This is a genomic window from uncultured Tateyamaria sp., assembly GCF_947503465.1.
GTDB lineage: Bacteria > Pseudomonadota > Alphaproteobacteria > Rhodobacterales > Rhodobacteraceae > Tateyamaria.
This window is the reverse complement of the sequence record NZ_CANNDN010000003.1, coordinates 264,073-287,006: the sequence shown is the minus strand read 5'-3', so window position 1 is coordinate 287,006 and position 22,934 is coordinate 264,073. Positions and strand designations below refer to the sequence as shown.

Genomic DNA, 22,934 nt, shown 5'->3' with positions numbered 1-22,934 from the left:
AGCTTCTCACGTATCGGCGTGGCTCAACGTCGTCCTTCGCGCAGCCAGGCCGCAACGATAAAGCCCGAGGCAAGCAGCAGCACAAGCCAGGGCGGCAACAGGCCCATCTGGCGCACGTCCTGCGTCTCGTAAGCGCCGCGCGGCGTGATCCCGATCCAGCCGCGCCCGGCCGCAGGCCGCCCCTCGCGCACGGTCCGAATGCGCGGCGTGCCCTCTTCCAGGCGCAGAACGCCCCCGCGCGTGCCTTCGACCCGGGCGGCCAGCAATGCACCGGTCGCGATTGTCTCTTCGAATTCTTTCGGCGCGGCGGGGCCAAGGCCGATCACGGTCTTCGCTTCGCCGTTTTCCAGTCGATACAAACCAATTTCCGGCCCCTCAAAGGGGGTCGTGAACCGGCCCGGTCCGGCCTCGGTCATCTCCAGCGTGACCACGTTGCCCAAGGGGTCCGTTATGGTCACCGGCGGGACGGTGTCCGACAGGCTCCGGCGCTCGATCCGCATTGACTGGCCTGTGGCTGTCGCGGTCAGCGCCTCTTCCTCCAGTTCAGGTTCCTTCATCATCCAGTGGGCCAGACGGCGCAGCAACTCCAGCTGCGGCCCGCCGCCTTCGTATCCGCGGTTCCACAGCCACGCATGGTCCGAGGCAAGCAGCGCCACACGGCCCTCGTCCACCCGGTCGAGGATCAGCAGGGGGCGGCCATCGACGCCTTCCATGACAACACTGCCGGATTGCGCCTCGACGTCGATCTGGCGCAACCAGCGACCCCAATCCCCGGCCTCGGGCAGGCCAGTGGTGACCGGGTGCTTTTCACCCAGTTCGGACACGGTCGGGCGATAACTTTCCTCAAGCACCCGCGCCGACGGTTGCGCCGGGATCACCGACCCAAGGGGCGAGCGATACAGGCTGTCGGCGCTGGCAAAGTCCGGACCGGCGGCGACCAGAACGGCCCCGCCATCCCGGATGTAACGGGCGACATTGTCGAGATACAGAGCGGGCAGGATGCCGCGCCGCTTGTACCGATCAAAGATGATCAGGTCGAAATCGTCGATCTTCTCCAGAAACAGCTCGCGGGTGGGGAAGGCGATCAGGGACAGCTCGCCCACCGGCACGCCGTCCTGCTTTTCGGGCGGGCGCAGGATGGTGAAGTGGACCAGATCTACGGAACTGTCGGATTTCAGCAGGTTGCGCCACGTGCGCCCGCCTGCATGAGGCTCACCCGACACCAGCAGGACGCGCAACCGGTCACGCACGCCGTTCATCTGGATCAGCGCGGTGTTGTTGCGGTCGGTCAATTCGCCGTCGGCCTCGGGCACGGTGAACTGGATCACGTTGCGCCCGCCATGTGGCAGGCTGATGGGCAGTTCGATATCCTCGCCCACCCGCACGTTGAACCGCTGCGGCGGCGCGCCATCAACAGAAATGTCCAGCGGGGCCACGTCTGCCCCCGCGGGGACAGCGCCCATGTCTTCGATGCGCAGGGTCAGGGTCACCGGCTCGCCGATGATGGCAAAGGCGGGGGCATTCTTGACCAGCAGGCGGCGGTCCCAATCGGTCTCGCGGCCCGTCAGCAGCAGGTGCAGCGGCGCAGGCAGGTCCAGCGGCAGGTCGGCGTCATGCACCTGCCCGTCACTCAGCGCGATCAGACCCGCAACCCGGGCGCGCGGTTCTTCGGCCAGCGCATCGGACAGCGCGGACATCAGGCGCGTGCCTGCATCCTCTTCGCCATCCGGCACGGTGATGCGGCGCACCTCGGTGTCCTCGCGCGCCGACAGGGCCGCTTCGATCGCATCGGCGGCAGAGGCCGTCTGGTCCGGGCGGTCCCGCAGGCGCTGGCTCGCGCTTTCATCCTCGGCCAGGATCACGATGTCGGACAGGGGCGCACGGTCTTCCTGTTGCAGGGACGGACCGGCAAGGGCGGCCAGCACCACCAACGCGGCCATGCCCCGCAGGGCCCAGCCGTTCAGGCCCCGGATCAGGGCCAAAACAACGCCGGCCACCGCCAAAGCGGCAACAATCGCCAGCACGGGCCACGGAAGAAGCGGATCAAACAGAACGGTCCCGGTCATTGGCCCAACCGATCCAGCAGGGCAGGCACATGGACCTGGTCGCTTTTGTAGTTTCCGGTCAGCACATGCATCACAAGGTTCACGCCAAAGCGGTAGGCCAGCTCGCGTTGCCGTTCCCCGCCAAATCCGCGACCGATGGGCAACAGCGCCTGACCGGTTGGGGTCACCGCCCAGGCGGCCGCCCAGTCATTGCCGCCGATCACCACGGGCGTCACCCCGTCATTGAGATTGCGAAACGGCATCCCCTCGACCTGCTCGGCCCCCGGAGGGGCGGCTTCGACCCAAACCTCGCCATTCAGGTGACGGCCGGGAAAGTCCTGCAACAGGTAAAAGGTGCGGGTCAGCACGTGATCACGCGGCACAGGTTCCAACGCCGGAATGTCCAGCGGGGCCGCCAGATCCTGCAACTTGCGGCCATTGGGTGTCGATCCGCCAAAGCCCGCAATGTCGCCATCGCGCGTATCAAACAGGATCAACCCGCCCGAACGCAGGTAATCATTCAGCTTGGCATAGGCCTCTTGGCTGGGGCGCGGCTGATCCGGGGTGACGGGCCAGTAGAGAATGGGAAAGAACGCCAGCTCATCCATCTCAAGATCAACGGCAAAGGGGGCGGCAGGTTCGACCGAAGTGCGGAAAAACAGCGTGTCGGACAGGCCGCGCAAACCCGCTTCGGCAATCTCGTCCACCTCCGGGTTGCCCGTGATGACGTGGGCCAGCACAACCTCGGCGGCAGCGGCAATCTCGTCCGCGGGATCCTCCTGCGCCTGTGCCCCCGGTGCTGTCACACCAAACAGCAGCGTGGCGGCAACAAGGGCCGACGCAGTGGCACGCACGCGGCCCGTCAGGCGCCCGGACAAGGCCAGCGATGCCAGAACATCCGCCAGAAGCAAGCCGATGGCGGCGGCCAACAGCATCCCGCCCAACGGGCGTTCCGGCGCGGCCACCAGACCGGTCACAGGCACATCCGCAGGCCATGTGGCGGGGGCCAGGGTCGCCTCGGCGGTCAACACGTTGCGGGCCAGGGCACGGTCCCCGGACGTATAGACACCCGGCAGCAACGCGGGCCCAGTGGGCGCGCTTACCAATGCGGGGCCGGGCACACCGGGCATTGCCCCTGCATCGCGCAGGGCTCCAAATCCATCCATGACAATCTCCGGGGTCCAGATCGTGCCCTCAAGATCACCCGCCTCGGGCGACCCGGCTGTGGCCGATACGGCCAGCCGCTCCAGCATCTCGACAAACAGGCCCGACAGGGGCAGGGACGACCATTCGGCATTGGCGGTCACGTGGAACAGCACGATCTGCCCCTGACCGGTCCGCTTGCGGGTGACAAGCGGCGTGCCGTCGCTCAGTTCTGCAATGACGCGCTCGGCAAGCGTTGGGTCCGGCTGCGCCATGACCTGCGCGGTGATCGCGACGTCCTGCGGTACAGACAGGCCAAAGAAGGGCGAATTTTCGCGGAACGGGGCCAGCGTCTTGGGCGACCCCCAACTCATGGCTCCACCCACGGACCGCCCGCCGGCACGCAGGCGCACGGGCATCAACGGGTCCTCGTCACCGCGACTGATATCGCTGGCGGCGACGCGCGGCCCGGCAAAGCGCAGCAGCAAACCACCCTGATCAACCCAGTCCAGAATGGCCTCGGCCTCGCCATCGGCAAGGGTGGCGACATCGGCCAAAACAATCACATCCGGGTTGGCGGGCAACACGTCGCCAAGTGATCCGCGCAACAGGTCCGCATTCGGGGCAAGCGCACGCTCAAGGTAATGCAGCGGCGATAGCAGCTCCAGCCCTTCGCGCCCTTCGCGGCCCGCAATCATGGCGATCTCGCGCCGCCTCAGACTGTCATCGACCAGCGTGACCGCCCCGGCAGAGCGGGCATTGGCCACCTCGAACCGGGTCACGCGGGCGCGCAATTCCGCCGGAAGGGACAGGGATGTGGTGGCCGTCACGGCACCGGCGTCAAAGACGGCATTGGCAGTGGCCAGAATGGTGGCATTGCCCGCCGGGTCACGGCCCTGCGCCAGAATGCTGACGCCCCGTTCAGGCCCACCATCGGCGCGCACCGCGGTCACTTCAACCACGCCATCCACATAGGCGGCGGGGGTCAACGCGATGATGTCCGTGGCACTTTGCACCACACGCACCGCGCCGCGCGACTGGAACACGTTCAGCAGCTCCGCGCGCGCGGAATAGTCCAGCGCATCGCTGTACCACACCGTTTCGAACCCACCCTCCGGCAGGATCGCGGCGATGGCGTCGGCCTCGGCGGGTTGCCACGGGGATGGCGCAAGTCCTGGCAGGGTGGTCGCCACTGTGTTTGCCGCGCGGAACACGGGCTGTTCAGGGTCGGCCAGATCCAGCAGCGCAACCTCGCGCCCGCCTGCCCCCGCGCGGCGCAACTCCGTATCCAGCGCTTCGGTCAGCCGCGCCCAACGCGCGGCCCCGGCCCACGTGCCGTCCACCGCGATCAGCAGGGGGCCGTCGCCCGCAGTGCCATCGTCTTCCGGGTTCAGGACCGGCCCGGCCAGCCCAATGATCATCGCCGCCACCGCAAGCATCCGGATCAGCAACAGCCACCAAGGCGTGCGATCCGACACGCTTTCGTCGTCCTGAAGGCCCAGCAGCAGCGCCACTCCGGGAAAGCGCTGGCGGATGGGCGCAGGCGGTATGGCCCGCAGGATCAGCCACAGCACAGGCAGCGCGATCAGCGCGACCAACAACCACGGCGCGGCAAAGCCGATGGGGCCAATCACCATCATGTGCGCGCCCGCCCGCCATCCAGCGCGCGCCACAACCACAACAGGCCCGACTGCGCAGGCGTATCCGTATGGTGCACCCCGTACTGCCACCCGGCTACGGAACACAGGTGCTGCAACTCGGCCTTCCGCGCCGCGAGGCGTTCCAGATACCGGTCCTTCAGATCCGAGGCTTTCAAGGTCTCATGCTCCAACGTACCGCCCACGCTTTCAAAGATGGTGCGGCCCCGAAAGGGAAAGGCTTCCTCGGCCGGATCCAGCACATGCAGCAGCACACCCCGCACGCCCCGGTCGGCGGCCTTGGTCAGCGCGGTTTTCACATCGTCGATATTGCCCATGAAATCCGACACGAACACGGCGCGGGCATGCGGAATCATGGCGCGATGTTCGGGCGGCTCATAGTCGGCCTCGGCATCCTCGGTGAACATCTCGGCCAGTCGCAGGATCTGGGCGTTGCCCCGGCGGGGCGGCAGCCGCGTACCGGTCAGGCCCACACGTTCGCCGCCCCGGATCAGCAGGATGGCACAGGCCAGGCCCAGCACGCGGGCGCGCTCGGCCTTGGTCGGCAACGCGTCGGTCGAGGCAAAGCGCATCGCCGCCCCCTGATCGACCCACAGCATGACCGACTGCGCGATCTGCCATTCGCGCTCGCGCACGAACTGCACGTCACCCATCGCGCTGCGGCGGTGGTCGATCATGCGGCGGCTGTCGCCGATCTGTGCGGGGCGGTACTGCCAGAAATCATCTCCCATGCCCGCACGACGGCGCCCATGTTCACCCAGCAGCACGGCCCCCGCCAACTGCTCCGCGCGTGCAAGCAGCGCGGGCAAGCGGGCGGCTTGCGTTTCGGCCTTTTCGCGCAGGGCGAGGGGGGTGATCACGCGGCAGCTGCCTTGCGGCCAAGGCCCGCCGCCGTTTCTTCGATCAGATCGGACAGGCTGTCGCCACGGGCACGGGCGGCAAAGTTCAACGCCATGCGGTGGATCAGGACAGGGCGGGCCATGTCGATCACATCCTCTGCCGACGGCGCCAGGCGGCCCTGCAACAGGGCGCGGGCCCGGACGGCCAGCATCAGCGCCTGCGCCGCACGCGGGCCGGGACCCCAGGCGACGGTCTCTTTCACCTGCGCGGACGCGTCAGCCTCGCCCGGACGGAAGGCACGGACCAGATCCAGGATCATCTCGACCACGCTGTCGCCCACCGGCATCCGGCGCAACAGCGTCTGGGCCGCCAGCAATTCCGCGCCGGTGAACACGGCGGTCGATTGCGCATCCTCGGTCCCGGTGGTGGCCAGCAGGATATCCCGCTCGGTCGCCCGATCGGGATACAGCACGTCAATCTGCACAAGGAAGCGGTCCAACTGCGCCTCGGGCAGCGGATAGGTCCCCTCCTGTTCAATCGGGTTCTGCGTCGCAAGCACATGGAAGGGTACGCCAAGGGGGCGATCCTGCCCCGCCACGGTCACCGTCTTTTCCTGCATCGCCTGCAACAGCGCCGATTGGGTCCGGGGCGACGCCCGGTTGATCTCGTCCGCCATCAGCAACTGGCAAAACACCGGCCCGGGCACAAAGCGGAACGCGCGGTGCCCGTCCTCGGCAGTGTCCAGCACCTCCGAGCCCAGAATGTCGGCGGGCATCAGGTCCGGCGTGAACTGAATCCGGCTGCCATCCAGCCCCATCACGGTGCTCAGCGTCTCGACCAGCCGCGTCTTGCCCAGCCCGGGCAGCCCGATCAACAGCCCGTGACCGCCGCACAAAAGCGCCGTCAGGGTCAGGTCCACAACACGTTCCTGCCCGATGAACCGCCTGGTGATCGAGGCCTTCGCCTCTGCCAGTTTCGCTCCAAGCGTCTCGATTTCGGCAACAAGGTCCTCTGCGTCAGTCATGACATCTCTTTCATTCGGGATATATGATCTTGATACCAACCTATTGCCTCAACGGAGAATGGCAAAAGATATGAGCGGACAAAAAACCGTGACACCTGATGCAGAAGGGCTTGTGGCGTCGATCACTGCTGCAAAAACACGCGGTTTGCCGCCGGTACACCTTTGGAATCCACCGTTTTGCGGTGATCTGGACATGCGGATCGCGCGGGACGGGACGTGGTTCTACCAGGGCACGCCCATCGGGCGGCCCGGTCTGGTCAAGCTGTTCTCGTCCATCCTCAAGCGCGAAGAGGGCAAGTATTTCCTTGTCACCCCGGTCGAAAAGGTCGGGATCACGGTCGATGACGCCCCCTTTGTCGCGATCGATTTCGAGGCGACGGGCGAGGGTGCGGACCAAACGCTGACCTTCGTTACCCATGTGGAGGACAGCGCGGTGGCAGGTCCCGATCACCCCATCCGTGTTGACCGTGACCCCGACACCGGTGAACCGTCGCCCTACGTTCTGATCCGCGCCGACCTCGAGGCGCTGATAGATCGCAAAAGCTTCTACCGGCTGGTCGAGCTTGGGGTGCACCATGACGGGTGGTTCGGCGTGTGGTCGCAAGGACAGTTCTTCGGGATCATCCCATCCGAGGAGTTGCCCTAGGCGCTCAGAACGGCCCGCGCCACGTATCCCAAACAACCCGGTGAACAGGCGGTTTTGAGCCGCCGGATGTCACCAACGATGCGAATCGACCCGCATTCTGCTACCATAAGGTGCACGCCCCACCGTTTTTTCGGGGCTGACGTCTATTTTTGACCAACAACTTTCCATGACTGCTCCGCGATTTTTGGAGCATGAAAATAAAGGAGACAGCTATGTCTGTTCGACTTCTCGAAGTGCAATCCGTCATTTTGCAAGCCTTGCCCGGCGACAAGCCCTCGGTATCCGTGACCGTGCAAGGGGTCGCTGCGACGCCCGGCTATGGCAATGTGCGCTTGAACCCGCTTGAGAAAGTGCTCTCGGACGACGGTATTCTCGACCTCGAATTCATCGGCGATCCACCCGATGGTATCGTGGCCCAAGTCGTTACGCCCGCCATGGCAAGCATGGTCATCACCGAAGACGTTGATCGACTTGTGGGTGTGCGCGTCGAGGCACGCACAAATGCCATGACCGAACTGCTCCAGATGATGGCGGCGCGCCAGGCGAACATCGCGGCCGGCCCTGCCGGTCTGACACCCGTGCCCGGCGGGCCAATCCCCAAGACACTTCCGATCCAGGAAGAGGCCAAGACACTGGCCCTGTTTGAGGAAGGCAAGACAGCCCTGCGTTTCGAAGAGGGCAAGACCTTCGTGCGCTTCGAAGAAGGCAAGACAGCCGCCCTGTTCGAAGAAGGCAAAACGCCTCTGATCTTCGAAGAACAAAAGCCGGTGTTCGGTGAAACCGATCCGCGCGTGGACGATCCGAAACCTCCGTTTGGCGAAGACAAGGCCCCGTTCGGAGAAGACTTCGGGTTCCGCAATCCCTTTGGCGGACGGTAGGTGGAGACGGCCATGCACTATGATCTGATACTTGCAACGGGCCGCTCGGATCCGAATACGGCATGCATCCTTGCGGCCGCGAAACGCCAGAACCTGTCGGTCTGCGAAATCGTTCCTGACGAGAATACGGAACCTGCCGTGACGTGGGACCCGGTGTCGGGCGACTTGTTCGTGTCCGGTGAAAAGACCACCGCAAACGGTGCCTTTTTGCGGTACGATTGCTTTGGCCCCGGCGGCTACACACCGGATCAGTCGCGATCCGACCGGGCGTTGGCGTGGTTTTCGACCATCGCCAGCTGGGCATATGCCAGTTCTTCGGTTCGGATGTTCAACCGAAACCACAGCCAGGCTGCTGCGCACAAGGGCTATGCCATTCATCGCGCGGCCACCTTGGGTGTGCCGATTCCAAGAACGCTGTTGACCAATGCCCGGGACGCCATGGCCATGATGGGGCCGGACCACGATCTTATTGGCAAGCCTGCGGCAGGGGGCGCGTTCACGGCAGAGCTGAATGACCTTGACGCAGAGGTTTGGGCCACCGGGACAGCCCCCGGCCCCGCCATCGTTCAGGAAAAGCTGATCTACCCGGAATACAGGGTCTACCTGATCGGCGATGCACCGGTGGTTTTCGAGACGCATGCACAGACCCTGGACTTCCGTGCAGATCGCGACAGCAAGACCATCTGGCGGGATACCGCGATCTTGCCGCCGGATTTGCTGGCCGGATTGCGGACCCTTGCGGCCGACCTGGGTCTCGATTTTTGCGCATACGACCTCAAAACCCGGAAAGAGACGGGGGAGCTGTGCTATCTTGAGGTCAATTCAGGACCGATGTTTTCGGCTTTTGATGCTCTTGCAGAGGGCACCCTGGCCGAGACGATGGTCACGTACCTGGCGCAAACGCCCGCCCCACGGCAGATGGCCGCCGAATAGGCGCAGGATCAAGGGCACGTCACCTTGTTCCAAACCCGACCCGTCCGGGGACGCGCGGCGCGCCCCCGGACAGGTCACGCGTTCTGCATGTCCTGCGTTGTCGCTGTGCACTGAACGAAGCAGCGTGGCATCGTTTGCGTGGTATCGTGTACGCGACGCACACCGCCTGTGCAGGTTGTCCGGTGGTGGACCACGGTTTTCCGTAGCATTCTTCCCGCGCAAGGCGGACATGTCGTCCGCCCAACCGGAGGACACATCATGACCCAGGGCACCGCACTCATCATCGGCGCAGGCAGCGGTCTGTCAGCCTCGTTGGCCCGGCAGTTGCACGCCCGCGGCCACGACCTTGTTCTTGGCGCGCGCAACACGGATAAACTGGCCGACCTCGCCGCCGAAACTGGTGCCCGTACCGTGGCGCTGGATGGCAGCGATCCGACGGCGGTCGAGGCGCTCTTTCAAAGTCTTAACACTCGGTTAAGCGTCGCCATCTACAACCCCTCCGCCCGCCAGCGCGCGCCCGTTGCCGAGCTGGACCCCGAAGAGGTGCGCCGCGCCATCGAGATCACCGCCTTCGGGTCCTTCCTTATGGGTCGTGCAGCGGCAAAAATGATGCAGGATCAGGACCTTGTGGACGGCAAACGCGGCACGATCCTGTTCACCGGCGCCTCTGCCGGGGTCAAGGGGTTCGCCCAATCCGCGCCCTTCGCCATGGGCAAATTTGCGCAGCGGGGCCTGGCCCAATCCATGGCCCGCGAATTGCATCCCAAGGGCATTCACGTGGCCTGGATCAACATCGACGGAGGCATTTCCAACACCGCCCGCGCCGAGCGCACGGATGACGGCACCGACAAGATGCTGGACCCCGACGCCATCGCCGGCAGCTACATGCACCTGATCGATCAGCACCGGTCCGCCTGGTCGGATGAATTGAGCCTGCGCCCCTGGGTCGAAACGTTCTGAATTCGCTGGTCCCCGCGGGGACAGCACGGTAGCGTCCGGTTCGATGCCAAGATTTGCCGCGAACCTGACCTATCTCTGGGCCGAGTTGCCCTATCTCGACCGGTTCGAGGCGGCGGCAGAGGCCGGGTTCACCGCCGTCGAGGTGCAGCAGCCCTATGACGTGCCCGTGCCCGAAACCCTTGAGGCGTTGCACGGCAACGGCTTGCAATATGTCCTACTGAATGCGCCGGGTCCCAACTATGCCGGTGGCGCACGCGGCTTTGCTGCGGTGCCAAGGGGTGAGGCGCGCTTTGCCTATGACATGCGGCGGGCGGTGCGCTACGCACAGGCGCTGGGTGCCGGCGTGATCCATGTGATGAGCGGGGATGCCGCAGGCCGCGCCGCGCGGGACACGTTGATCGCCAACCTGTCCCGTGCCGCCGAGACCCTGCCCGCCGGCCTGACCCTCACGATCGAACCGCTTGGTCCGTCAAGCCAGCCGAACTACTTTCTCAACAGCTTTGATCTGGCCGCGGAGGTGATCGAGGCTGTTGGTGCAGACAATGTGGGCCTGCAATTCGACACCTACCACGCCCACGACATCACCGGCGACGTGCTGGGCACCTACCGGGCCATGCAACCGCTGATCCGACACGTGCAGATCGGCGACGCACCGGGGCGGGTGGCGCCGGGGGCGGGCGACATCGACTTGGACGCAGTCCTGACTGCCCTGGACGCCGACGGCTATACAGGCTGGGTCGCTGCCGAGTACAGGACCGATGGGAAGACGGATGCGACCCTCGACTGGATGCGCTGACGCTGTGCGTTGACGCAGATTGTGAGGCGCCCGGAATTCCGTAACGTGGCGCCTACAGATTGCAGGAGCCGTCCATGATCCCCGCCCGCTACGCCCACATCGCCTTTGGCTTTTTCCTGAGCGGCATGATGTCGTTTCTGGTGTCGGGCATTTCGACATTCCTGGCCGTCGGCATGGTGACGGGGTTCTTGGGCCAGTGGATCGGGGCGTGGTTGCCCAGCTGGGCCGTGGCCTTTCCCATCGTGCTGGTCGTGGCGCCGGCGGCGCGCCGTCTTGTGGCGAAACTGACGATCCCTGAGTGATGTGTCCCCGCGGGGACACGGGTTTCGCCGCGTTCAAGATATTTTAGCCGCTTTGTGATTTGTCAAATGGATCAAAAGCTTGCTGCGGCGCACGGTCCGGTAGCGCATGTTAACCCCATCAAACGCACCATCGTGCCCGACGGGGCGCGGTTTATTGGCGCAAGGAAGCTGACGCGCGTACGGTTGGTGCTGGTTCATTCGGGTGGCGCGTGCGGAAACGCAGTCGACGTGTGGAGAAGATGGCAAGTGCCAGCGCAAACCAGACATGACGATCTAGCACTTCGGGCGGTGGGCATCAACCACCACCAAATTCAGGTTGGTAATAGGGTTGCCCTTTATGGGCCGTCCAAGAACAGAGAAATGGGGGATTACCACAGTGTTATCTCCATTTTTGCGGGTGCATAGAAATACGACCTTGCAACCCAAAGACTTGGACCAGAACGTCGTCTTCAAATCACTGCAGTTACCGGCTGCAATTGGCTTGTTGGAAGCTGTCCATGATTACGCTCGACAAGCCAGCGTTGTACTGCCGCATCATCTCACAAGTCACCACAGCCATTTGATCGAAGACGGATGAACATGTGAGACGTTCATGAAAGCCAGCATATCGCCCAAGCTGATTTGTCCGATATGAGGTCCAATCTCATGAAGGTTCATGTTGCATCATAAAGAATGATGACGGAGTGTTTACGTATGGCACAACGGTCGCGATACGGTTCGCTGCGGCGCGTTCCGCCGACCTATCATGCGCTCCCGTCGTGTGTCGTTCCGCTACCGCCCTGCGGAGCGGACGGGACCGAACGCTCTCCATCTCCCGGAGCGGCAACCACTCATTTACTCTTCGTGTAAGCGATCCAGTCGCGGATGTAGTCGTATTGAATTGCCCAGTCGTTCCAGGTGGCGGCGGCCCATGCCGTTACCCGTTCGCAGTGGTCCGGCTGGCCTGCATGGGGCGCGACATCGGCTGCCGTGACCGCAAACCGCCTGGGAGGTTCAAGCTTTTTCAGCGTCGCTTTGTGCTTCGCGAATCCGAGCATGACATCGTTGGTCTCGCGGGACGGCACAGGTGCAGCAAGCTGAACGCAAAGACGCGCCAAGTGAAGTCCGACGGACTGGATTTGTCGCCGGTCGGTTCCGTCGCCTGGGTGTTGAACCGCGTAGGCATCGACCGTGAAGTGGTGGGTCCTCATGAAAGCCGCGGACTCGTATTCCGCCGCAAGGATGCTCGTAAATTTCCTGTAACAGGCGGGCGAAGCGATCATGTAGGGGTGCGTCGGTCCATCGACGCACGCGAGAACCGCGCCGCATCCTGGGCAGCGAGAGGTTTCAACACGTCGCGTCATCGCACACGGGGACGGCTGTACGTCGTACGACCGTGCTCTGGCGCGCCGGAGGGGCTGGTCATCATGTCCATCATCTTCTCACCGCTACGAAATTTCGCACAGCATCTGCGTATTGCTGTGGTGCGGTTGTCATGCCTTCATGTGCCTGTCCCGAAAGGACGCCAATGATCGCCGATGGAAGAACTGACGCAAGGGCGCCTGTGACGTAGAGTTCGGGTGGGCTTTGGCTGCCCGTCTGCAAAAGGACAGGCATCGTCAGGCCGCGGTAATCTTCTGGGTCGAAGCGGTGGCGCGCAAGCGCGCGGAGATCGCCGAGCGAGGCTGGTGCATCAGCAAGAACTTGGTTCCATTGTTCCGTGTGCTGCGCCGCGTCCAGTTCGGCTTGTGGCACCGACAAGACCTGGCTGAAGAACCGCATCGAGAAACCTTGCCAGTCACCCGATGCGCCGAGCCCGGCAAGCGCATCGATGGTCTCGTCATCGACGATATGCGGCCACGGCGCCTCGTAGACCACAAGCTTACGCACGAGGTCCGGCACGGCCGCTGCGGCACCAAGTGCCACCGCTGCGCCGTAGGAGTGGCCGAGCAGATGCACGGGCTTGCCGATCGTTTCGATCAGTGCGACCGCGTCAGCAATTTCATCTGGCAGTTTGTGCCCTTCGGTCCTGTCCGTCAGCCCGCGACCCCGTCGTGACATCGCGTATCCGGTGACATGCGGCGCGAGCAGCGGCTTCACGTGCCGCCAATTCGTGATCTGGTCGCTGAAGGAGCCGTGGATGAGAACCAGCGGCGGGCCTTCGCCCCAGATGTCGTAGCCGATCTTGACACCTGCCGGCGAAACAAGCGTCGGTGTTCCATGCGGTGCGGCTTCATCCGCGGCAGAAATCTGTGTCTCTTCCATGGTCTGTTGGCCTGTCCCAAAATCTGTCGAAAATTGTCCTTTGGACGGGTCCCGGCGAGGCGCCGCCAGAACCCGCAGCGCTCAAAGCCGGTCGAGCGATGGTTCGCCTTCGCCAAGCCATGCCCGTTCGAATGCCCGGCGGGCGGCGGCGACCGTGCCTTCGTCGAGCTGGTCGACGGCGAGCCCCTCTTCGGCCTGCCAGACGCCCCAGAGCGCCCAGGCATTGCTGGGATGGGTTTTCAGCGCGGCCTCGAAAGCATCGAGCGCGCCCAATTCGTCACCGGCCTGAAGCCGGACGGCGCCGAGTGTCTGGCGCACCGGGTAAGACCAGTAGGGCGGCTCCATGTAAGGGATCGTGTCCTCAATCGCCATGGCCTCCTCCAGATGGTGCTCGGCCATGGGCCAGTTGCCTTGCGCCTGCTCTATCCGCGCCTCGACGAGGTGCTTGGCGAGCTCAAGGACATCACGCGCGGGAAGGTATTGATCCTCCAGACCAGAAAGATCGGCGTCCTTTATGATCGCCTCGATGGCGCGCTGTTCCTGCAAGGCAGCGTCCAGATCGCCAAGAAGGGCGAAAGCGGTGCCGCGCGCCCAGTGCCAGTGCCCCCGAACAAAGGGAAAGCGGCCGCCCGGATCGGGCAGTGCGAGAATAGCCTTCGGCTCGGCAAGCTGTGCGTGCGCTGCATAGGGCGCCGTGTCGATCGCCTGCACCCAGGCGAGTTCGCCCGAGATTTCATCCGAGGTCACGTGCGCCAGCCGATCCGCTGCCTCTAACGCATCCTCGCTGAGCCCGGCCATCTGAGCGCCCACGAGAAGGAAGTGGAGGTTGTGCGGATAGTAGCCGTAGCGGTAGAGCGGGCTGGCGGCGTCGCCGGCCGCTTCGAGATAGGCCTGGTCGGCCGCGATGGCCTCCTTGTTGACCGCGATAGAGTCCGCATAGCGCCCGATGCGATTGTAGATGTGCGCCGGCATGTGCAGAAGGTGTCCGGCAACTGGCACTGCGCCGCGCAGCGCATCCGCCGCCTTTTCTGCCGCGCCTGGATCGGCCGACGCCTCCACCGTGTGGATGTAGAGGTGCAGCGCACCGGGGTGCTGCGGCGAAAGCTCGATCGCATGCTCAAGGGTCGCGAGGATCGTCTCGGTCTTTCCTTTCGCCGTTGTCCCGTCCGCTTCCCAGTAATCCCACGGCTGCAGGTTCATAAGCGCATCCGCGTAGATGACCTGCACGTTAGGATTGTCGGGCATGCGTTCGGCCGCTACCGCCATCAGGTCGGCGAAGGCCCGATCCTGCGCGGCGCGGTCGCCGTGCTCTTCGTTGTACCGCGCGACGACTGCGGCCGCGAGCATCCGGTCCCGTGGCGTGAGCGAAAGCGCGAAAGCGCGCGCGGCAGCCGCCGCAGCCGGGCCTGCATTTGGCGCGTGCATCCCGTCGTTCAGATTCGGGCCAAGCGCGTAAGCCTCGCCCCAAAAACACGCCGAACAGTTGGGATCAGCCGCCTGGGCCGTGTGGAAGGCCTGCACTGCGGCCGTGTGATTAAAGCCCCAGAGCAAAGCGATGCCGCGTGCGAACGCGTCACGGGCTGCCGGAATGTCGGTCCCGGCGTCGAAGCCAAAATCGCCATAGCCCGCAAGCGCCATCGCCGCATGGGCGTCTTCCGCCGGTATCTGCCCTTCGGCATGGGCGACACCGGGTCGGAAGAGTTCTGTCCGGCGCTGGGTTTCATGGGCCGAAGCGGCACAAGTGAGAATTGTCGTTGCCGCAAAGACAGCAAGAAGTGACATGCGAGGTTGCATGGGTGTTCTCCGTTCAGAAAGGGTTGGAATGGCAGCCCGGCCACGCCGGATTGCCAGAGGATGGGATAGGGTCAGGCTGTGTCCCGCGCCGCGCAGCAATCCGCCATCGCCTCGACATGCCGATGATCGGTGCCGCAGCAGCCGCCAAGCACCCGCAGGTTCGGCAGCATCCGTTTGAGCAGGGCGTAGTCTCGCCCGAGATCGGCGGGATTTCCGGCGTCCAGCTCCTCGGCTTCGTCAAGTTCGGCATGGCTGAGACGCGAGGCGTTTGCCCGAACCCCCCAGATGCGCTTAAGCCATGCCGCGTCGGTCTCGAGCACGGCGCGGAAATGATCGGGATGGGCGCAGTTGATCATGAAGTAAGCCGCTGCGCCGGCCGTCAGCATGTCGGTCCGTTCGATCGCCTCGCCAAGCGGTGTGCCGTCGGGCAGCCGTCCGTCCGTCTCGGTCGTGTAGGAGACGACGCTTGGAATGCCCGCCGCGGACGCGGCGCGGATCACGCCCACACCCTCGTTCACCGTCGAGAGCGTGAAGGCGCTGACCATGTCGGCCTCGGTCTCGGCAAACCAGCCGATCTGCTCGGCATGATAGGCTTCGGCCTCATCGGCGGTCATAGCGGTGTCTGGCTGATAGCCGTCGCCGCGCGGGCCGATATTGCCCGAGATGACGACGGGCGAGACGCTGTCGGACGCCTTGCGGATTTCGGCAAGCAGCGCGATCGCAGCCTTGTTCCACCGCGCGAGGTCTTTCGGCGAATGGCCGAGCTGGGCCCCCCAGTCGCGGCTGGCCCGCCAGGTCGGCGATTCAAGCAGGAAGCCGGTGCGATGGTCCGCCGCAATGGCCAGATGGCGCTCGAAATAGGCGCGCAGCGTCTGCCGGCCCGTGACAGTGTCGAGGAGCGGGTAAGACGCGAAGCAGGGCAGATCGAGCTCTTCGAGGAAGATCAGGGTCGTTTCCAAACCCGAGTCGGTCAGCAGCAGTGCTTCGTCCGTTTGCGGAAGCCTTTGACGATACAGGGCGGTCATTGGACGCCACCCCAGTTGCCGCAAACGGCAAGATGATGCAGGCGTCGGAGGTACCGGCTGATCTGCAGTTCGCTGCGATCGAATTCGTGGAGTCCGGCGTCGCGGCGAAGATGCGCATTAAGCGTCGAGGCGTCGAACCCGCGGCGCGAAGGTCGCCAAGATATGGTGGGAAATTGCATGGGTCAGTCCTGTTGCAGTTGATAACCCGGTCTTGCGCGCTGCCGTTTCCAGCGGCGCCTTTCGACCGTTACGCAGCCGTTAAATATGCGTCCGCGGCCGAACGCACCCAGCACACCGGTCGATGTTGCGCAGTGCCAGGCTCTAAGAGCGGAATGCCCTGGCGGCGGGATGAACGCCTGCGAACTGAGGGTGCGGAACGCGAACGCCGCAGTGGGTCTGCCAAGCAACGCGCCTCGCGAGTTAGGCAGATGCCGTGAATGAAGCAAAGATGCGCTCTTCGGGCAGCCGGCAGATCGCATAGCCCTGCTCTTCGACGATGGCGGCCGCTTCCCCGAGGAGTTTTTTGGAAGCCGTTGGCTCTCGTTTGGCGAGCGCACGCAGGAGCGATACCCGGACCAGTGGCAAATCCAGCATTTCGGCCGACTGCAGAAGACCCTTCAACCTTTTTGCCCCAAACACATCCTGGGCCCCGGCCCGACAGGCAAGGGCAGCTTCGGCCTCCATCCGAAGAACCGGATCGACATCCGCCGCGCCAAGGAGCGTCTCCAGCCGCGCAACGCCGCTGTCGACGTCCGCTGTGCCAAGTTCCGCTTTCCCAAGCTGGACCGCGGCGAGTATCTCGAAGAACACATGTTCCTGTTTGCGAGCGATTTCCGTGGCACAGCGGAATGCAGCAACCGCCTGGTCGTTCCGATCCGCGAAAGCGAACAAATCGCCGACGGCAAGCAAGGCTATGTAGCGGTCAATCGGGTGGTCATTGTCCACCGCGGCCTGTACTGCACGCTGCGCGTGTTTCAATGCCCGTTTCGCGTCGCCCGTTGCTGCAAAAGATCTGGTGAGAAGAAACTGATTCATGACGAAGCGCGAGACGAGATATTCATCGCGCTCGGCGCGACTGTCCTCCCACGCTGTGGCGTAGTCGTCGATCGCGGCCAGAGCCTCCCGCATCTTGCCTTGGAACGACAGGATCTGACAGCGGGATATCGCGCTTTCGCGCGATAGCGAGGCATCCTTGATCGCTTCGGCGATGCCGCGCGCGGCGTCGGCATGCTCAAGAGCCCTGGCCGGGTCGTAATGCTGAAACACGAACGCGGCATGAAGCGACAGAAATGCAAAGATCTCATCGTCACCCAGTTCTCGCGACAATGCCAATGCCTCCGAAAGATTGGCCTGCAGCTTTTCCGCGTCGGCATAGGCGACCAGGACCGGCAGGCGCAGTTGCAGCCGCCGCAGTTCAAGGCGTCGCACCTCCGGGTTGTGTTCGAGCGTCTGCAACGACTTGCGCGCGATGTCGAGTGTGCGATCGGCGAATGCAAAAGCGCACGCCGAGACGGCGTCTTCGGCGGCGACGAACGCAAAGTCGATTGCCTTTCGTGCCAGGCCCGCCTTCGCCGCATGCCCTGCCAGCAAGGCGCCTTTGGTCTTGTCTCCTTCGAGCCAAGCGGGTTCAAGCCGTTCGACGATCTCGGCATGCAACGCCTGCCGGCGCTTGGACGGGATCGACTGATACGCGGCGTCCCGCAGCAGGGCATGCTTGAAGCCATAGACACGCTGCGGAACGCTGCGGATCCGGAAGAGAAGGTCAGCTTCCGCCAGCGCAAGAACGGCGGCTTCATAGGCCTCGGGGTGAAGGTTGGACATCACCGTCATAAGGTCGTCCGATGGCTCGGATCCGATGACAGCAGCCGCTTCGATCACGCGGCGCGGCCCCGGTGGCAGCGCGTCGATGCGATGCGACAGCATGTTGGTCAGCGCGATCGGGACCCCAGCCGATGCGCCAACGTCCGGGCCAAGCCGTGCAAGTTCTTCGAGAAAAAGTGGGATGCCGCCGCCACGTTTAAGAAGCGAAACCACAGACGAACGCGGCACGTGGAACGAGTTGAGCAACGCCGCGGCGCAGGTGTCATCGAGTGGCCGAAGCGTCAGAACCGCAACCTGTCCGTGTCCGGCCCACGTGTCTGCTACGCCCGGCCTTTGTGAAACCGCAAGCATCGGACCGGCGCCATCGAGAGATCGGACAAGGCGGTCAAGAAGGAGCCTGGCGTCCTCGTCCGCCCAGTGCGCGTCCTCGACAACAAGGATCGCGTTGCGGCCACACTGCGCCTCGATGGCCATCAACAGCGCGTCGGCGAGCCACGGAAATTTCTGACCGCGCGACGCTTCGATCCAGGCTTGCGCGGTCCCGGGGCGGCCTAGCAACGCCGCGAGAGGCGGCATCGCCCGCGCGACCAAAGCCGGCTCTTTCAATGTGCTCGCGATGACGTCGAGTACATCTTGCGTCGCATTGGTATCACGGATCCCCGACAGAACGAACAGCGGTTCGGCAAAGCGGTCGATACCCCCGCCAGCTTCGCCCTTGGTGAACCGCACGCGCAGCAGCATCGTCCCGGATCGGTTGGAGACGAATTCGTGCAGCAGCCGCGACTTGCCGATCCCGGGCTCGCCAATGACCACAACGGCGCGAGGGCCATCGGAGTTCAGCGCGCGCTCCAGCGCCGACATTTCCGCCTCCCGCCCGACAAAACGACTGAGGCCGCGCGCCTTTCGAATGTCAAAGCCGTCGCGGGCCATGGCCTCGCCGGAAAGGCGCCAGACCGGGCGCGCTTCGGCACCGGCGTCGACAGGCGGCACTTTTTCCAGAGCAAACGCGCCGCGACAGGCGAGTTCGACCGGTTCGGTCAATTGGACCGTTCCGGACGGCGTTTTCTCGGCAAGGCTCTGGGCGACATGGGCGAGCGGCAGGCTTTCTGCCCCGGCTCCGATCATCGCGGGACCCGCGTGCAGCGCGACGGCACTGTTGCGACCGGCAATCTCGAAGCCCGCCAAGGCAGCCGAAAGCGAAGGGCTCTCATCGGGGCGTTCGGCTCCGAAGACGCATGACAGATGATGGCCCGCCCGGCCCACGACCTTGCCGCCTTCACGCTTTACCGCCTCCTCGATCGCCCCCAGCGCTGCGCGGCTCTGCGCTTCCGCATTCTCCGGGTCGGGGTCTCGCAGCGCCGCGGCGAGCCGTTCCGAGATGACGTGCATGAACGCAAGATGGCGCAGATGTGCTGGCGTCTCGGTCGCGGCATCCGCGGTCGGGGGCGTGACATCGCGCAACGGTGGTGGACTTTGCTCGGCCACAACGTGCGATCCGGCAGCTTCCGCCGCAGGCACCGGGGTCGCGGTTCGGACCGTCTGAAACAGTTCCAAAGTTGCAGGTTCGACCGAGACCGAAAGTTCGGTGCGGATGCGTTTGCTTGTGTCCTGGAAAGCTTCGAGTGCTGCGTTCCGGCGCCCTTGACGCGACAACGCCGTCATCAGCATCCTCAGAGCGCCTTCGTCGTAGCCATCGAGCGACAGGTGCAGACGCGCAAGTTGCTCGAGTTCGGTAAACCGTCGCGTCTCCGCCGCGGTCATCTGAGCGCGTTCCAGCCACGCCACGAAGCGATGCCTCAGCTCCGCTCTCCGGGCGTGCAAGAGATCCTCTATCTCGGGCTCGAAACCGGACAGTCCGTCAAGCGGCAACCCTTTCGGCACATCCGACAGCGCGGCGGACGGTCGCAACCTGTCCGCGTCAAGGATTACGCTGTCGCGGCGCAGCTTGAGCCATCCGGTTGTGACGTCCAACGCCGATTCATGAGACGCGCCCAGTGCCGACCGCAATCGGAAGATGGCCTGGCGAAGCGATGCACGCGCCTGCGCATCCGCCTGTCCTGGCCAGATAACGGAAGACAGGTGGGAACGGCTGACCGCCCGGTCGATGTCGAGCGCCAAGAGCGCCAGGATCAGCTCAACCCGGCGTGTCGGCATGCGGACGGGCGCACCATCGGCCCGCGCCTCGAATACTCCGAACAGGTTGATCTCGAGCTTGTCCATTGGATTCAGTGTATCACGAGCCACGGCACTTGATGTAGTCAGACTGCGTCGCAAAACCGACCGTCGGTGCACATCGGAGTTTACGGCTGCCAAACCGGCGATCTTTGCACGCAGCACAAGATCAGGAACCTCGCCGAGGTCGTGTGCACGCAAGACACCAGGCTGATCGAATACACAATGTCTCCCGGCGTCCTGTCATCATTCGGGATTCGTCATTTTTTTGATGGGAGGAGACATCGAGTTGATCGTAATGCCAAAGCAGTTCGCGCGTAGGTGCGGGGGTGCTTTGGACGTGCTATCGGATAGGCGGGCAAGCAACACCCATGGCAACCTTAACATCGAAATGTTCTGAGAACACCGGATGGTCATCTCGCAGTGCTGGCCTGCGACGAAGCTCGTCGCGACCTCGTACTTTTTGATTGCGGACATCCGGCAGCTGATGACGAGATTGCAAAACGCGCGCGGCTTGCTGGCGAGATTGCGTGGAGTTGGATCATCAAACCCGAACATGTGAAGGCCTTGGCGATTGCATGTGGTAATACTGCAATTCCCCAAAACAGACGCGCCAAGCACAAGCCAACGTCCGCGCTGAAATCACACTTCGTCCGCGATTTTTGAATTCGACCATTCGCTGATTTTGCAACTGCAGCGAAAGTCCGGAATTACGGGCCGCACCGCAGCGATGGTAAGGCACAGTCAATGGCCGGAAAGGGCCGTCCTTGACGGTCGCCAATCCACCTATGTAAGCCGCCGCTGCGCCGGCTCCAAAGTCGGTATAGAGCCCATAGTGCCGAATGCTGCGCAGTAGATGAATGTCTGGTTTGGGTTGGCAGGTTTTGTCGAGACCAACACTCAAGAGTGCTTTGGCGCAAACAGAAGCTTCAAATAGGTCCGGAACAACATGATTTGTTCAGAGGCGTTGTTGTGTTCACGCAGTGCGCGCTGAAGCACCAGGCCGCCTTCCACGACGCTAGACACCATATCACCCAAAGCATCCATATTGACGGTTTCACGAAGCTCATAGACTTCCGCTATTTCTTCAAACATCCCCCTGAAGCGCCTGCGCCATCCAAGAATAGCTTGCCGGTTCAACTCGCGCACACCCTCGTCAAAAAGCCGGTCCTGATACGCAGTTGATGCAATGACGCAGCCCGGATGACCTGCCGGCATTTCTTCAAGCATCTCCGCCAACAGCTTCAGCCCGATCAACATACAGTGCAGCGGGTCATCATTCAGTTCTCTCGCCCGAGCAAAGAGGTCATCGTAAAGCGCGTCCTCGGCTTCGATGTAGCGTTCAAGCATCGCGCGGGCCAAGGCATTCTTGTCCTTGAAGTGATAGAAGAACCCGCCGCGCGAAATCTCCGCACCTGCGACAATCTCTTCAATCGAGGTTGCTTCAAACCCTTTGTCCAAAACGGCCGCTTCGGCGATGTCGAGGATTCGGCTCCGTGTGTCGACTTTTTCGTCCACGGCAGGTCTCCCACTGTACTGCGAGTCCAGTTGACTGCACGTCGGCAATAGGACGGGCCAACTGTCTTCCGGTTACAGTCTGAATTTACAGCGAAAATTGAAATGAAACAACCAGACCACGCGACAACTATCGGTCGGCACGAGGTCAGAAGTATCACCTTGGCATCACCAGACAAGGACGACTTCGATGCGAATTCAAACACTTAAAGACGCCCGCCGCTTCTTCCTCTCAGACGGAGGGTTAGAGACTTTCCTGATTTTCAACAAAGGTTATGACCTGCCCTGCTTCTCGGCGGCAGTGCTGCTGGACACGAGTGAGGGCCGCGCTGATCTGCGGGCCTATTTCGAGCGGTTCATAGAAATCGCCAAAGCCTCAGGTCGCGGGTTCGTGCTGGATGCGCCGACGTGGCGCTCGGGAACAGCCTGGGCCGGACCGCTTGGGCAGACGCTCAAGGAGGTGATGGAAACCAATAAACGAGCGGTCTCTTTCGTCTCTGATCTGCGCGCGCAGCACGAAACCGATGATTGCCCGATCCTGATCAATGGATTGGTGGGCCCTGCAGGCGACGCCTATGCGCCGGATACGGAGATGTCTCAGCAAGAGGCCCTGTTAATTCACGCGCCGCAAATCCATGCGCTTGGCAAGGCTGGCGTCGACATGATCAGCGCCATGACGCTGACCCACGCGGGTGAAGCTATTGGTATCGTCCAGGCCGCGCAGGAAATCGATGTGCCGGTTGTGATCTCCTTTACGCTGGAAACCGATGGGCGCCTTCCGTCCGGCCAGTCGCTGGGCGATGCGATCGCGGAAGTCGATGATGCGACTGACACGGGCCCACTTTATTACATGATCAATTGCGCGCATCCGGACCATTTCCGCGACGCATTGGACACCACGCAAGCATGGACCCTGCGTATTGGCGGGATCCGGTCCAATGCCTCACGCCAAAGCCATGCCGAACTGGACGAAGCCGAGATCCTTGATGACGGCGATCCGGCAGAGCTTGGCAAACTCAGCGCGGATCTTCTTTCGCGTCTTCCGAACATCCGGGTTCTGGGCGGTTGCTGCGGCACCGACCACCGGCATGTGGGCTGCATTGCGGGTCACGAACACCCTTTGACCGCAGCCTGAACT

General features: G+C 63.4%; 18 protein-coding genes. 8 read left to right on the top strand and 10 right to left on the bottom strand.

The features are described 5' to 3' along the window. Positions 1-23 precede the first annotated feature (23 nt). From Q0844_RS17305 to Q0844_RS17290, 4 genes are read right to left on the bottom strand one after another with little or no spacing between them, the layout of a single operon-like run. Positions 24-2,066, bottom strand: a complete 2,043-nt coding sequence (locus Q0844_RS17305; protein WP_299047448.1) for a hypothetical protein — start codon at positions 2,064-2,066, stop codon at positions 24-26. Beyond that, positions 2,063-4,828 carry a DUF4159 domain-containing protein gene (locus Q0844_RS17300; RefSeq protein WP_299047445.1) on the bottom strand — a complete coding sequence of 922 codons (2,766 nt, stop codon included), beginning with the start codon at positions 4,826-4,828 and terminating at the stop codon, positions 2,063-2,065. Before Q0844_RS17300 ends, Q0844_RS17305 begins: the two co-directional genes overlap by 4 nt. Next, positions 4,825-5,706 (bottom strand): DUF58 domain-containing protein, encoded by an 882-nt coding sequence (locus Q0844_RS17295; protein ID WP_299047443.1) that lies wholly within the window; start codon positions 5,704-5,706, stop codon positions 4,825-4,827. The genes Q0844_RS17300 and Q0844_RS17295 overlap by 4 nt, the downstream gene beginning before the upstream one ends. Continuing rightward, positions 5,703-6,710 (bottom strand): MoxR family ATPase, encoded by a 1,008-nt coding sequence (locus tag Q0844_RS17290; RefSeq protein ID WP_299047440.1) that lies wholly within the window; start codon positions 6,708-6,710, stop codon positions 5,703-5,705. Before Q0844_RS17290 ends, Q0844_RS17295 begins: the two co-directional genes overlap by 4 nt. Positions 6,711-6,780: 70 nt before the next feature. Between Q0844_RS17290 and Q0844_RS17285 the strand changes: the two genes are divergently transcribed. The 6 genes from Q0844_RS17285 (at position 6,781) to Q0844_RS17260 (ending at position 11,225) form a co-directional block, all read left to right on the top strand. Next, positions 6,781-7,356, top strand: a complete 576-nt coding sequence (locus Q0844_RS17285) for a DUF1285 domain-containing protein (RefSeq protein WP_299047437.1) — start codon at positions 6,781-6,783, stop codon at positions 7,354-7,356. Positions 7,357-7,568: 212 nt separating this feature from the next. Further along, positions 7,569-8,234, top strand: coding sequence for a hypothetical protein (locus tag Q0844_RS17280; protein ID WP_299047436.1), 666 nt, complete (start codon positions 7,569-7,571; stop codon positions 8,232-8,234). Positions 8,235-8,246: 12 nt separating this feature from the next. Continuing rightward, positions 8,247-9,167 carry a hypothetical protein gene (locus Q0844_RS17275; protein WP_299047434.1) on the top strand — a complete coding sequence of 307 codons (921 nt, stop codon included), beginning with the start codon at positions 8,247-8,249 and terminating at the stop codon, positions 9,165-9,167. 258 nt (positions 9,168-9,425) lie between these two features. After that, positions 9,426-10,127, top strand: a complete 702-nt coding sequence (locus Q0844_RS17270) for an SDR family NAD(P)-dependent oxidoreductase (protein WP_299047431.1) — start codon at positions 9,426-9,428, stop codon at positions 10,125-10,127. A 43-nt stretch (positions 10,128-10,170) separates the two neighbouring features. Then, positions 10,171-10,923: a TIM barrel protein gene (locus tag Q0844_RS17265; protein ID WP_299047428.1), complete on the top strand. Its 753-nt coding sequence runs from the start codon at positions 10,171-10,173 to the stop codon at positions 10,921-10,923. A gap of 74 nt (positions 10,924-10,997) precedes the next feature. Then, a complete protein-coding gene (locus tag Q0844_RS17260) occupies positions 10,998-11,225 on the top strand; it encodes a DUF2798 domain-containing protein (protein ID WP_299047426.1) in 228 nt (75 codons plus the stop codon). 830 nt (positions 11,226-12,055) lie between these two features. Here the strand turns inward: Q0844_RS17260 and Q0844_RS17255 are convergent. From Q0844_RS17255 to Q0844_RS17235, 5 genes are all read right to left on the bottom strand, one after another. After that, positions 12,056-12,568 carry a DUF5946 family protein gene (locus Q0844_RS17255; RefSeq protein WP_299047423.1) on the bottom strand — a complete coding sequence of 171 codons (513 nt, stop codon included), beginning with the start codon at positions 12,566-12,568 and terminating at the stop codon, positions 12,056-12,058. A gap of 70 nt (positions 12,569-12,638) precedes the next feature. Next, positions 12,639-13,469: an alpha/beta hydrolase gene (locus Q0844_RS17250; RefSeq protein ID WP_299047420.1), complete on the bottom strand. Its 831-nt coding sequence runs from the start codon at positions 13,467-13,469 to the stop codon at positions 12,639-12,641. A gap of 81 nt (positions 13,470-13,550) precedes the next feature. Then, positions 13,551-15,263, bottom strand: a complete 1,713-nt coding sequence (locus Q0844_RS17245; protein WP_299047418.1) for a hypothetical protein — start codon at positions 15,261-15,263, stop codon at positions 13,551-13,553. Between the two features lie 71 nt (positions 15,264-15,334). Further along, a complete protein-coding gene (locus Q0844_RS17240) occupies positions 15,335-16,288 on the bottom strand; it encodes a homocysteine S-methyltransferase family protein (protein ID WP_299047415.1) in 954 nt (317 codons plus the stop codon). Between the two features lie 420 nt (positions 16,289-16,708). Next, entirely contained in the window at positions 16,709-20,329 is a 3,621-nt protein-coding gene (locus Q0844_RS17235) for an AAA family ATPase (protein WP_299047412.1), read from the bottom strand. A 375-nt stretch (positions 20,330-20,704) separates the two neighbouring features. On the opposite strand from Q0844_RS17235, the gene Q0844_RS17230 reads away from it, so the two are divergent. Then, a complete protein-coding gene (locus Q0844_RS17230; RefSeq protein ID WP_299047410.1) occupies positions 20,705-20,947 on the top strand; it encodes a hypothetical protein in 243 nt (80 codons plus the stop codon). Between the two features lie 234 nt (positions 20,948-21,181). Here Q0844_RS17230 and Q0844_RS17225 read toward each other — a convergent pair whose 3' ends face one another. Beyond that, complete coding sequence (locus Q0844_RS17225) at positions 21,182-21,799, bottom strand: TetR/AcrR family transcriptional regulator (protein WP_299047407.1); 618 nt, start codon at positions 21,797-21,799, stop codon at positions 21,182-21,184. Positions 21,800-21,986: 187 nt separating this feature from the next. Here Q0844_RS17225 and Q0844_RS17220 point away from each other — a divergent pair, with 187 nt between their 5' ends. Next, positions 21,987-22,931 carry a homocysteine S-methyltransferase family protein gene (locus Q0844_RS17220; RefSeq protein ID WP_299047404.1) on the top strand — a complete coding sequence of 315 codons (945 nt, stop codon included), beginning with the start codon at positions 21,987-21,989 and terminating at the stop codon, positions 22,929-22,931. Positions 22,932-22,934 lie beyond the last annotated feature (3 nt).